Source organism: Candidatus Pseudothioglobus sp. uisw_070 (genome assembly GCF_059512545.2).
In genome coordinates this window covers 1,275,944-1,288,566 of sequence record NZ_CM183456.2, presented here as the reverse complement: position 1 = coordinate 1,288,566, position 12,623 = coordinate 1,275,944, and the positions used below count along the sequence as shown (strand labels likewise).

Below are 12,623 nucleotides of genomic sequence, written 5' to 3'. Positions count from 1 at the left end.
TTAACTGGGAATTGTCCATGGAACAAACTTTATCAATAATTAAGCCAGATGCTGTGGCTAAAAACGTAATTGGTCAAATTTACTCTCGTTTTGAAGATGCTGGTTTTAAAATTGTTGCATCAAAAATGATTCACTTAGATGAAGCAATGGCAGGTGGATTTTATGCTGTTCATCAAGACAGACCTTTTTATAAAGATCTTGTAAGCTTTATGACATCTGGGCCAGTTATGGTTCAAGTTCTTGAAGGCGAAAATGCAGTTGCAAAGCATCGTGAAATTATGGGTGCGACTAATCCAAAAGAAGCAGATACTGGGACTATTAGAGCAGATTTTGCAGAGTCTTTAGACGAAAATGCTGTCCACGGTTCAGACTCTCAAGAAAACGCTGCAATAGAAATTGCATATTTTTTTGGTGATGATGGTGTTTGTCCAAGAACTAGATAAATAACTTAAAAAGAGACTTAGTAATGTTAGAAAAACAAAACTTGTTAGGACTTACTCAAGTTAAGCTTAAGAAGTTTTTTTCTGATTTAAACGAAAAACCATTTCGTACAAAACAAATTATGCAGTGGATCTACCACCAAGGTGCTTTAGACTTTGGTGATATGCATAACTTCTCAAAAGACTTAAGACAAAAACTTCAGGCAATTGCTTCTATTGAATTGCCTGAAGTAACCTCCATCAATAACTCAAAAGATGGGGTTATTAAGTGGGTAATCAAGTTGGGTGAAGAAAATCATATTGAAACAGTTTATATACCTCAAAAAGATAGAGGAACACTTTGTATATCTTCTCAAGTTGGCTGTTCATTGGCTTGTACTTTTTGCTCGACAGGCTATCAAGGATTTAATCGTAACCTTCAAAACCATGAAATTATTGCACAGGTATTAATTGCTCAAAACCATTTAAAGGACAAAAATAAGAGAATTTCTAATGTAGTTTTTATGGGAATGGGCGAGCCATTACTTAATGAATCCCCTGTTTATGATGCATGTGACATCCTTTTGGATGACTGGGCATTTGGACTTTCTAGGAGACGGGTTACTGTTTCTTCATCAGGGATTGTTCCGGCACTAAAGAGAATGTCAGACACAGTTCCGGTAAGTTTGGCCATCTCATTGCACGCTCCTAATGATGAATTAAGAGATATACTTGTCCCAATTAATAAAAAATATCCTATTAAAGAGCTAATGAAGGCTTGTCATTACTACTTGAATGCAGGAACTCAAGAGCGACATGTAATGTTCGAGTACGTTATGCTTAAGGGTGTTAATGATTCTATTGAGCAAGCTCAGGAGCTCTCAAAACTAATAAATTTTTGGTTTCAGGGTGAGTCAGCTAAGGTCAACCTAATACCTTTCAACCCTTTCCCTGAAACGAAATATACAACTTCAAATGACATTGCTATTGATAAATTTCAAGATATCTTGTATCGCTCAGGAATTCGAACTACTACGAGAAGAACGCGAGGTGATGATGTTGATGCAGCATGTGGCCAACTAGCTGGAAAAGTTGTAGATAAGAGTAGAAGAAGTGCTGGACGGGATTAATTATTATCCTAAAAAGAAAAAACCTTTAAAGAGGAGGCTGCTTTGGCTTTCTTTGTTTTTTTTAATTTTTGGTGCTATATGGTATTATTTTCAGGGAGAAGATAGAACTGAAAGTAAATCAAATTCAATCATAATTAGTCAGCCAAGTCTTGATGATGTGAGTGAGAATATAGTTGTTGAAAATAGTAATAATTTAAGTTCTCCAAAAGAAATTAAGGAAGTAACTGAAAATCTTGATGAAGTAATAAGCACTTATGAAGCAAGCACACAAAATTAAAAGAAGGGTTTCTAAGAAAATTTTTGTCGGCAATGTTGCCATTGGCGGAGATGCTCCAATTACTGTGCAGAGTATGACTAATACTGATACATGTGATGTCGACTCAACAGTTTCACAAATCTTATCTCTTGAAAAAGCTGGAGCTGATCTTGTTAGAGTTTCAATTCCGACTATGGACGCAGCTGAAGCGTTTAAAAAAATAAAGACACGTGTTAATATCCCTCTAATTACTGATATTCATTTTGATTATAAAATTGCTTTAAAAGTTGCAGGATATGGTGCGGACTGTTTACGAATTAATCCTGGGAATATTGGTAAAGAGGATCGAATAAAGGAGGTTGTTGCCGCTGCAAAAGATAATGGGATTCCAATTCGTATTGGTGTTAATGCTGGATCCCTTGAAAAAGATTTACAAAAAAAATACACTGAGCCGACTCCAGAGGCGATGGTTGAATCTGCATTTAGACATATTGATATTTTAGATAGACTAAACTTTGATAACTTTAAGGTTTCACTTAAAGCTTCTGAGGTTTTTATGACTATATTTGCTTATCGTCAATTAGCTTCTCAAATTGATAATCCGCTGCACCTAGGTATTACAGAAGCTGGATCTTTTCGCTCTGGAACTGTTAAATCTTCAATTGGAATGGGCTTGCTTTTAAGCGAAGGTATTGGTGATACTATTAGAGTCTCTCTTGCATCAGATCCTGTGGATGAGATAAAAGTTGGTTTTGATATTTTAAAGTCACTTCATTTAAGAAAGAAGGGCGTTAATTTGATTGCATGCCCATCATGCTCAAGACAAAAATTTGACGTAATTTCGGTTGTTAATGAACTTGAAGCCCGATTAGAAGATATCACTGAGCCAATTGATGTTGCTGTAATTGGTTGCGTTGTTAATGGACCAGGTGAGGCGAAGGAGGTCAGTGTTGGCCTTACTGGTGGCTCTCCAAATCTACTGTATATAGACGGAAAAACTCACAGTAAGGTTGAGAATGAATCACTAGTTGACACTTTAGAAGCCAGCATTAGAAGGCGCATTCCTATTTCAAACGTTTAACTCTTTTCAGTGCTTTGTACCTGTATATTGAAATAATTGAAAAATACCCTAATGTTGATGCCACAATTGAGGTAATTATGCCTCCAACCCATAGAGCTAGTGTCGCCGACCAAAAGTTATTCATCAAATAGCCAAATGAAAATTCAAACTCAGGATCGATTTCAACTCCAATAATGGAGGCACCTAATTTATAAGTAAAGTAGAAAATTGGCACAATAGTAAGTGGGTTATTTACCCAAACAACAAGTAATGAAAGCAAAATATTCGCAGAAAAAGCAACCGCAAGGATTCCAGCTAGTAGCATATGAACTGGTATTGGAAGAAATGCGCAAAAAAGACCAACAGCAAATCCTTTAGCGATAGATCTCTTATTCCATTTCCATAGCTCCGGATCAGTTAGGTATTTATTAAGCCATCCTAAATTAACATTTTCACGTTTTGGACTATATTTTTTTAGCGTTGCCTTCATTAATTTTTTGCCACATTAATGATGTTTTCTTCATGCAATCCATAAAGCAAATAAAGCTCGTCTTGAGATCCATGTTCGGTTACTAAGTCAGGCACGCCAAGGATATGGAGCGGCGTTTTAATGTTTATCGATTGAAGTAATTCATTAATGGCACTTCCAGCGCCACCGCTTGCAGTATTGTCTTCAATTGAGATTAGTTTTTTATAACTGTTGGCAGTATCGATAATTAAATTTTCATCTAGCGGCTTAACAAAACGCATGTCAATAACTGTTGCATTAATCTTTTCAGATGCGCTAAGAGCTGGTTCAAGCATATTACCAAATGCAAAAATAGCAATATCTTTACCAGTCCTGACGATTTTTCCTTTTCCAATTTCTAGTGATTGATCTGTTACAAACTCTTCAATAGCTGACTTACCTCTTGGAAACCTTACACATACTGGCCCATCAAACTCAAGAGAAAAATTAAGGGCCTTGTACATTTCAATTGAGGAGCTTGGCGCCATAATAACAATATTTGGAATACACCTCAAAAAGCTTAAGTCAAAAATACCGGCATGCGTTGCGCCATCGGCCCCAACAAGTCCAGCACGATCAATAGCAAAAATAACATTTAAATTTTGTAACGCGATATCATGAATAAACTGGTCATAACCACGCTGTAAGAATGTTGAATAGATTGCCACAACTGGCTTTAATCCTTTAGTTGCCATTCCTCCAGCTAGCGTGACAGCATGTTGCTCTGCAATTGCGACATCAATAAAGCGTTCAGGAAAGTTTTTTTCAAAATTCACCATGCCAGATCCTTCAGACATTGCCGGAGTTATTCCAATTACTCTTTCATCATTCTTGGCTCTATTACATAGCCACTCGCCAAAAACTTTACTGTAGCTTGGAAAGTTGTTTGATGAACTTGATGGTGGAGAAATTCCATGAAACTTTAATGGATTTTGCTCTGCAGCCTCTAGTCCATGACCTTTTTTAGTAATGATATGGAGAATTCGAGGGTTTTCGATATTTTTTAAATTTTGTAAAGCTTTAATTAATACGGGGATATCATGGCCATCAATTGGTCCAAAATACTCTATCCCAAGCTCTTCAAATAACGTTCCTGGAAGAAACATTCCTTTTAGATGCTCTTCTGAGCGTTTAGCAAATTTTTGGACACGTGGTAATCTTTCCAAAAATTCAAGAGACTTTGACTTCATAGTTGAGTATATTTTTCCAGAAATAAGTCTAGTTAGATATTTACTCAAAGCCCCAACGTTCTGAGAAATCGACATGTCATTGTCATTAAGAATGATTAGCAGATTGGCATCAGTATCACCTGCATGATTCATGGCCTCAAATGACATGCCCCCACTTAATGCTCCATCTCCAATAACTGCTATTGAAGTGTCAGATTTTTGTTGTAATTTGTTAGCAATTGCAATACCAAGTGCTGCACTTATTGAGGTCGATGAATGACCAGCGCCAAAAGCATCATGTTCACTTTCACTTCTTTTCGTAAAGCCAGATAAGCCATCTTTTTGACGCAGAGTTGACATCAAATCTCTTCTACCAGTTAGGATCTTGTGAGTATATGCTTGATGACCAACATCCCAAACAAAGGTATCGTTTGGAGTGTCAAACACATAATGCATTGCAAGGGTTAATTCAATAGTTCCAAGATTTGAGCTTAGATGCCCGCCAGTTTGTTCAATACTCTCTATTAAGAATAATTTAATCTCCAAAGCAAGATCATTTAATTCTTCAATGTTTAGTTTTTTTATGTCACTTGGCTTATGAATATTATTTAGCATTATTGAGTTAAACTGATTTATCGATGCTCATCGAGCAAAAGAAAAATATTATACACTTGTCAGTATTAAGAATAGTGGAGCCCTAATGTAGTTTTAATCTTTATTTAAAAGGTTAAATAGTAAAAAAATAATACAACTGGCTAGTAAAATTAACATACTACTTTTTCATTTGTGAAATATGCTCACTATTTGCGCTTTATATAAGTTTACTCGTCTAGATGATTTTGAAGAAATTCAAGACCCTCTTAAAATATTTTTAGAATCACTCAATATTAGGGGCACTTTATTATTAGCTAAAGAGGGAGTCAATGGAACGATTGCTGGTGATAATGAAAGCATTATGAAATCCCTTGATTACCTTCAAAAAGATGAGAGACTAGTTGGCCTTGAGTATAAATTTTCTTATAGCGAGAAACCTCCATTTAAAAGACTTAAGGTTAAGTTAAAAAAAGAAATAGTGACGCTAGGGGTGTCAGATATTGATCCTATATTTTCTTCTGGTACTTATGTTAAGCCAGCTGATTGGAATGAGCTTGTTAATGACCCTGACGTTGTTTTAATTGATACTCGAAATAATTATGAATTTGAAATAGGAAGTTTCAAGGGCTCTATTAATCCGAATACTGAGACTTTTCGAGAGTTCCCAGACTATACTAAAAATAATTTAGAAAAATATCGCGATAAAAAAATTGCCATGTTTTGTACTGGTGGTATACGCTGTGAAAAATCTACAGCTTATTTAAAATCAAAAGGCTTTGAAAATGTTTTTCATCTTCAGGGTGGAATTTTAAAATATCTTGAAGAAATTAAAGAAGATGAAAGTTTATGGGAAGGTGAATGCTTTGTTTTTGATGATAGGGTTGCTGTTAAACATAATCTTGAGCTTGGAAAATATGATCAGTGCCATGCCTGTAGATTTCCAATTACTGATGAAGATAAAGAGCATCCTCATTATGAAAAAGGAGCCTCTTGCCCAAGGTGTTATGGAACAAAAAACTCGTCACAAGTAAGTCGCTACCGTGAAAGAGAAAAACAGGTGCAGCTTGCAAAGAGTCGCGGAGAGTCACACATAGGTGATGATGCTAAAAAAGTAATAGCAAAAAAACAAAAAATACAATTAAATTAATGCTAATATTAGCATTACATCGATTTTTTATAGTTCTATATAATTATCACTTCTAAGTAAGGTTGACAAATGTTTGAGCGCAAAGACATTGCTAAATTAAAAAAAGATATAGTTCTTGATGTAGAGCTATTTGATTCAAATCTAAAACTGCATACTCGATGGGGTACTTTTAGCCCTCGAGCCCTAGATGATGGTACTAAGCTTTTGATGAAGCACTTTAGTGCTGATATTGATGATGTTTGTTTAGATTTAGGGTGTGGTTATGGCCCTATTGGCCTAGCGCTGGCAAAACACTGTACTATGGGTGAAGTCCATATGGTTGATAAAGACTTTGTTGCAGTGGATCTTGCAAACTATAATGCAAAACTTAATAACATTGTTAATGCAAAAGCGTACCTCTCAGATGCTTTTTTGCAAATCCCTAACGACATCAAATTTAATCAAATTGTTTCAAATATTCCTGCTAAAGTTGGACGTGAGCAGCTATCAATAATTCTTTATGATGCTTTGGACGCTCTAAAACCTGATGGCGTAATTACTGTCGTTACAATCAATGGGCTAAAAGACTTTATAAAAAATAACTTTAAATCGGTTTTTGGTAATTATAAAAAAATTAAACAAGGTCAAAAGTATGTAATCTCTCAGGCAATTAAGCAATAATTGTTTTTACAAATCTTTGTAGTCTTGTAAATACTATACTAAAATAGTAAAAAAAATTGGGAGTATTAAATTGGACGTATTAGAAAAAATTCAAAAACAAGTTGATAGTGCAGCGATAGTTATTTACATGAAAGGAACGCCTCAGTTTCCTCAGTGTGGTTTCTCAGCTCGCGCATCTCAAACGTTAGCTTCAACGGGCGTTGAATTTGCATTTGTTAACATCTTTGAAGACCAGGAGGTTTTTCAAAGCCTTCCTGACTTTGCTGACTGGCCAACATTTCCCCAAATCTATTTCAATTCTGAATTAGTTGGTGGTGGTGATATTATTCTTGAAATGGCAGAGCAAGATACATTGAAAGAGGCTATGGAAGAGGCTGTAGAAAAGTATAACGGCTAAAAAAATAATTAGCTATAAGGCTCTTAACCTGTAGCCATTTTCTTTAAGCCAATGCTTAGCTTCTTTATAGTTAGGCATAATCTCTTCAACTGCGCTCCAAAAATTTGCTGAATGGTTTTTATGAATGGTGTGAACTAATTCATGAATAATGACATAGTCAATTACTTTTAATGGCGCCATAATGAGAAGAAAATTTAGGTTGATATTGTTTCTGGAAGAGCAAGATCCCCAGAGCGTTCTCTGCTCTTTAATCCTCACTTGATTGACCTGTAAATTATGTTTTTCGGCAAAATAAAATAGTCGTGGAACTGCAACTTCTTTAAACTTATTTTTGTACCAAGTTTTTAAAGATTTATTGGTTTTTTCCTTATTTTGCAGATCAGCTAAAAATTCTTTGCCATTAAAAGAAATCTTTTTAGCGTTATTATCAGTTTTTAATGGAAAAAGTGCTCCAAGATATAGAAGCATATTTTTATCTTTTCCTGCCTCTTCCACGCGGGCCTTCATTGCTGATTGATTTCTTGTAATCCAATTCTCTTTTTCATTAATAAAATTTTGAATTTTTTGATCAGATATTCGATTTGGTGCGCGCACTATTAATTCAGCACTTTCATTAATAGAAATGCTTAAAGTTTTTCTATTGCTTCTAATAACTTGGTCAGGCAGCATAGAGGTAATTATTATTCATATCTATCAATCAACCCACTTTCTGGCATTTTCAAACATCCTCATCCATGGCGACCTTTCTTGCCAATCATCAGGATGCCATGAGTTTTGAATTGATCTAAAAACTCTTTCAGGGTGGGGCATCATAATTGTAATTCTTCCTGAGTCATCACACATACTTGCAATACTGTCTTCTGATCCATTTGGGTTGTGTGGATAAGTTTGGGTTTTATTGCCTGAGTAATCGACGTATTGCATAGCAATATTACTTTTACTTTGCTGAGTGGTAAATTTTGCCCTTCCTTCTCCATGGGCAATTGCTATTGGCATAATAGAGCCCTCCATTCCATTAAAAAGTATGGAGTTAGTTTGTTCAATTTTAACACTTGTAAAGCGAGCTTCAAATTGCTCTGAAGTGTTTTTTTCAAATGAAGGCCAATTCTGAGAGCCAGGAATAATTTCTTTTAAATTTGAAACCATTTGGCAGCCATTACAAACACCAAGAGTAAAGCTATCAGTTCTTGAAAAATATTCTGAAAATTCATCTTTTGCCTTACTATTTAGAAGGATAGAGTTTGCCCAGCCTCTACCTGCACCTAGAACATCACCATATGAAAAACCGCCACATGCTGCTAGACCTTGAAAATGTTTCAATGATTTATTTCCAGAAAGAACTTCACTCATGTGGACATCATAAGCATCAAAGCCAGCCTGCGTAAAAGCAGCAGCCATCTCAACATGGCCATTGATACCTTGCTCCCTTAAAATAGCAATTTTTGGCTTTATTCCGATATTTATATAAGGTGCACTTATAGATTCATTAATATCATAAGTCGTTTTAACTTTTAAACCATCAGATGTTTCTAGTAGCTCCTTATTTTCTGACTCTGAGCATATTGGATTATCTCGAAGCTTAGAAATTTCAAAAGAGGTTGATGACCACTCTTTATGAAGATTCTTTCTCTGTTCGCGAAATGCTAACCTCTTTTCTTGGTAGATTAAAATTTCATCAGTATTATTTACCTTAGCAATAGGCCTTATGAATTTTTTAAGGCCAATGTCTTCAAGTTCTTTGAGAACTATAGATTTATTTATAATTGGGATTTGAATAATACAGCCCAACTCCTCATTAAAGAGTTCATTTATAGTATTAGTGCCAATGATCTCCATACCACAATGAGATGCAAATGCCATTTCAAATAAAGTTGTAATAACACCTCCATCAGAGCGATCATGATAAGCGCTAATTAACTTTTCTTTATTGAACTTATTTATTAATGAAAAGAACTTAGCAAATAAAATTGGATCATCAAGATCTGGAGAAGTTTTTCCAACTTGGTTGTAAACTTGTGCTAAACAAGACCCTCCCATTCTATTTCTTCCTAGTCCTAGATCAATTAAAAAGAGCTCTGAATCAATTTTGGTATCAAGTAAGGGTGTGATTTGTAGTCTTGCATCAGGTATTTTTGAGAATGCACTAATTATTAAGGATAGAGGCGCTGTAACTGATTTTTCATCTCCATTTTCATTCCATGTGCTTTTCATAGACATTGAATCTTTGCCAACGGGTATTGTTAGTCCTAATTTGGGACAAAGCTCGATACCAATTGCTTTAACAGCCTCATAAAGCTTTGCATCTTCTCCTGGAAATCCACTTGCGCACATCCAGTTAGCCGAGAGATTGATGTGAGTTATGTCTTCAATATAGGCGCTGAGTAGGTTAGTCAATGCTTCTCCAATACTCATTCTTGCCGCTGCCGCTGCATTAATGAGGGACAAAGGCGTTTTTTCACCAATTGACATGGCTTCACCTTGGTATCCAGAATAGTCTGCTAATGAAATAGCACAATCTGCAACAGGTACTTGCCATGGTCCAATCATTTGATCTCTGGCAATGAGCCCAGTAACTGAGCGATCAGCAATAGTTATTAGGAAATTTTTGCTTGCAACTGTAGGAAGTTTTAAAAGGCGATTAATAGCTTCATTAAGCTTTATTGTGCTGTAATTAATTTCCTTCTCATTATTTGGAAGTGATGATACATCTTTGAGAGTTTTTGGAGTTGATCCAAAGAGTAAAGACATTTCAAGGTCAATTGGTTTATTCTTAAAATGAGAGTCTTCAAGAGTTAAATGCTGATTATCGGTTGCATTTCCTAAGACAGCAAAAGGTGCTCTTTCTTTGATACATATTTGACGAAACAAATCAACGCTCTCTTCTTTAATCGCAAGAACATATCTTTCTTGAGACTCATTGCACCATATCTCAAGTGGAGACATTTTTGTTTCGTCATTTGGTATTGATCTTAGTTGAAGATTAGCACCTTTTTGAGAGTCATTGACTAGTTCAGGGATTCCATTTGAAAGCCCACCTGCACCAATGTCATGGATTGAAACAATTGGATTTTTGTTACCTAAATGAATGCAAGAATTAATAACTTCTTGGGCACGTCTTTGCATCTCTGGGTTTGCTCTTTGAACTGAAGCAAAGTCAAGCTCTTGGCTCTGATCTCCACTACCCACACTTGATGCAGCGCCACCACCTAAGCCAATTAACATAGCAGGACCACCAAGAACTATGAGAACATCTCCTTCAGAAATTAAGCCTTTTTCGACATGGTCTTCTCTTATATTTCCAAGGCCGCCAGCGAGCATAATTGGTTTGTGATAGCCTCTAATTTCATTATTTTCAGTTTTTTGCTCATATGTCCTAAAATATCCACAAGTATTTGGCCTGCCAAATTCATTATTAAATGAAGCAGCGCCAAGAGGCCCATCAATCATAATTTCAAGAGCAGATGCAATTTGACTTGGCTTACCATAATCTTTTTCCCAGGGGTTGATTGAATTTGGTATTTTTAAGTTTGAAACTGAAAATCCACTAAGACCTACTTTTGGTTTTGATCCTCTTCCCGTTGCGCCTTCATCCCTAATTTCTCCTCCCGATCCGGTTGCAGCTCCAGGTTCAGGAGCAATTGCCGTAGGGTGGTTGTGAGTTTCTACTTTAATTAACACCGCTTTTTCTGCAATTGATGTTGTATAAACACCTTCATGGTTGGGCTCAAAAAAACTTGATTTATAGCCACTCATAACAGCTGAATTATCACTATAGACTGATAGAAGTCCTTTTGGACTTTTATGATAAGTATTCTTAATCATGTCAAATAGTGAGATTGCTTGTTTTTCTGAATCGATGGTCCAGTCTGCATTAAAAATTTTATGTCTACAATGCTCTGAATTAGCTTGAGCAAACATCATTAACTCAATGTCTCTGGGATTTCTTCTTAGTTTATAAAAGTTATCGTACAAATAATTCATTTCACCATCGCTAAGGGCAAGGCCTAATTCAACATTTGCACTAATGATTGCAGATTTTCCATCTTTAAGGATGTCTATACTTTTGTATGAATTTGGCTTTAATTCGTCAAATAATAAGCTTGAATCATCAATATTTTTAAGATGAGATTCAGTCATCCTATCCATTACAAAGTTAAGAATATCCTCTAATTCTTCAGATTTAATTTTTTGGCTAAAATGATAAATAATTCCTCGTTCAATTCTTTTGATTTCATTAAGGCTACAAAGCTGACAAATATCAGTTGCCTTTGAAGACCATGGTGATATGGTTCCAATCCGAGGAATTATTATAATTTTTTGAAGTGAGTTCGAAGCGTCTAACTGAGCAGAATAATTTAATAGTTTATCAAGAATTAATTGACTTTTATTGCTAAGCTTAGAGCCTGTTTCAATAAAATGAATATATTCCGAAGATAATAGTTTTATATGTGGAAAAGCGGAATTTATTTTTTCATTGAGATCCCTGACTTTAAAATTTCGAAGTGCTTGAATTCCCGAATGAAATGAAATCATAGTTCAGACATTAATTCGTCTGAAATTTCAGCGTTATGATAGACCTCCTGGGTGTCATCAAGGTCTTCAAGCCAGTCTATGAGTTTAATAAATTTCTCAGCATCCTCCATATTAAGCTCAATACGGCTTGCTGGCTCCATAGTAATTTGAGAGTGATCAGGAGTTAAGTTACTCGCAATGAGTGCATCTTTAACAGGAAAAAAACTATCTGGACTAGTTACTACGTCAATAGAGCCATCATCATTGACAATAATATCTTCAGCTCCAGATTCTAAAGCAACCTCCATGATTTCATCCTCATCTCCTGAGGCAAAGCTTATAAAACCTTGTTTTGTGAACATATATGCGACTGACCCATCTGTTCCTAAATTTCCTCCATGCTTTGAAAAAGCATGTCTAACATCTGAGACAGTGCGATTTTTATTATCAGTGAGGCAATCGACCATGATGGCAGTTCCTCCTAATCCATAGCCCTCATAACGTATTTCTTCATAATTATCACCCTCTAAATCACCTGAGCCTCTCTTTACAGCATTTTCTATCGTGTCACGCTTCATATTTGCTGCTAGAGACTTATCAATAATAGCGCGTAGAGAAGGATTATTTTCTAGAACACCACCACCTTTTTTTGCCGCAATAACAATCTCTTTAATTAGCTTAGTGAATACTTTTCCACGCTTAGCATCCTGCGCTCCTTTCCTGTGCTGAATGTTGTGCCATTTACTATGTCCTGCCATATCTGTTTAATTT

The 12,623-nt window shown here is 35.6% G+C and carries 12 protein-coding genes; 7 read left to right on the top strand and 5 right to left on the bottom strand.

Going from position 1 to position 12,623, the window contains the following annotated elements:
- The first annotated feature begins 17 nt into the window (after positions 1–17).
- The 4 genes from ndk to ispG are packed head-to-tail and all read left to right on the top strand — an operon-like array spanning position 18 to position 2,886.
- Positions 18–443 carry a nucleoside-diphosphate kinase gene (ndk, locus tag AC5YGD_RS06460; protein ID WP_496141168.1) on the top strand — a complete coding sequence of 142 codons (426 nt, stop codon included), beginning with the start codon at positions 18–20 and terminating at the stop codon, positions 441–443.
- Between the two features lie 23 nt (positions 444–466).
- Entirely contained in the window at positions 467–1,549 is a 1,083-nt protein-coding gene (rlmN, locus tag AC5YGD_RS06455; RefSeq protein WP_416694540.1) for a dual-specificity RNA methyltransferase RlmN, read from the top strand.
- Positions 1,533–1,826 carry a hypothetical protein gene (locus AC5YGD_RS06450; protein WP_496141167.1) on the top strand — a complete coding sequence of 98 codons (294 nt, stop codon included), beginning with the start codon at positions 1,533–1,535 and terminating at the stop codon, positions 1,824–1,826. Before rlmN ends, AC5YGD_RS06450 begins: the two co-directional genes overlap by 17 nt.
- On the top strand, positions 1,804–2,886 hold the full coding sequence (gene ispG, locus AC5YGD_RS06445; RefSeq protein WP_416694535.1) for a flavodoxin-dependent (E)-4-hydroxy-3-methylbut-2-enyl-diphosphate synthase: 1,083 nt from the start codon (positions 1,804–1,806) through the stop codon (positions 2,884–2,886). The genes AC5YGD_RS06450 and ispG overlap by 23 nt, the downstream gene beginning before the upstream one ends.
- On the opposite strand, the gene AC5YGD_RS06440 is transcribed toward ispG, so the two are convergent.
- Both AC5YGD_RS06440 and dxs read right to left on the bottom strand, forming a co-directional pair.
- Complete coding sequence (locus AC5YGD_RS06440) at positions 2,870–3,355, bottom strand: DUF2062 domain-containing protein (protein ID WP_496141166.1); 486 nt, start codon at positions 3,353–3,355, stop codon at positions 2,870–2,872. The two genes, ispG and AC5YGD_RS06440, sit on opposite strands and share 17 nt — an antisense overlap.
- Positions 3,355–5,157 carry a 1-deoxy-D-xylulose-5-phosphate synthase gene (gene dxs / locus AC5YGD_RS06435; RefSeq protein WP_496141165.1) on the bottom strand — a complete coding sequence of 601 codons (1,803 nt, stop codon included), beginning with the start codon at positions 5,155–5,157 and terminating at the stop codon, positions 3,355–3,357. Before dxs ends, AC5YGD_RS06440 begins: the two co-directional genes overlap by 1 nt.
- Before the next feature lie 178 nt (positions 5,158–5,335).
- On the opposite strand from dxs, the gene trhO reads away from it, so the two are divergent.
- From trhO to grxD, 3 genes are all read left to right on the top strand, one after another.
- Positions 5,336–6,283, top strand: a complete 948-nt coding sequence (gene trhO / locus AC5YGD_RS06430) for an oxygen-dependent tRNA uridine(34) hydroxylase TrhO (protein ID WP_496141164.1) — start codon at positions 5,336–5,338, stop codon at positions 6,281–6,283.
- Positions 6,284–6,352: 69 nt separating this feature from the next.
- Positions 6,353–6,943, top strand: a complete 591-nt coding sequence (locus tag AC5YGD_RS06425; RefSeq protein WP_496141163.1) for a methyltransferase — start codon at positions 6,353–6,355, stop codon at positions 6,941–6,943.
- A 70-nt stretch (positions 6,944–7,013) separates the two neighbouring features.
- Positions 7,014–7,340 (top strand): Grx4 family monothiol glutaredoxin, encoded by a 327-nt coding sequence (gene grxD, locus AC5YGD_RS06420; protein ID WP_271540954.1) that lies wholly within the window; start codon positions 7,014–7,016, stop codon positions 7,338–7,340.
- Positions 7,341–7,352: 12 nt separating this feature from the next.
- On the opposite strand, the gene AC5YGD_RS06415 is transcribed toward grxD, so the two are convergent.
- From AC5YGD_RS06415 to AC5YGD_RS06405, 3 genes are read right to left on the bottom strand one after another with little or no spacing between them, the layout of a single operon-like run.
- Positions 7,353–8,009, bottom strand: a complete 657-nt coding sequence (locus tag AC5YGD_RS06415) for a YgjP-like metallopeptidase domain-containing protein (RefSeq protein ID WP_496141162.1) — start codon at positions 8,007–8,009, stop codon at positions 7,353–7,355.
- A gap of 24 nt (positions 8,010–8,033) precedes the next feature.
- On the bottom strand, positions 8,034–11,873 hold the full coding sequence (gene purL, locus AC5YGD_RS06410) for a phosphoribosylformylglycinamidine synthase (protein ID WP_496141161.1): 3,840 nt from the start codon (positions 11,871–11,873) through the stop codon (positions 8,034–8,036).
- Positions 11,870–12,610, bottom strand: a complete 741-nt coding sequence (locus tag AC5YGD_RS06405; protein ID WP_271540958.1) for a YebC/PmpR family DNA-binding transcriptional regulator — start codon at positions 12,608–12,610, stop codon at positions 11,870–11,872. Before AC5YGD_RS06405 ends, purL begins: the two co-directional genes overlap by 4 nt.
- Positions 12,611–12,623: the final 13 nt, after the last annotated feature.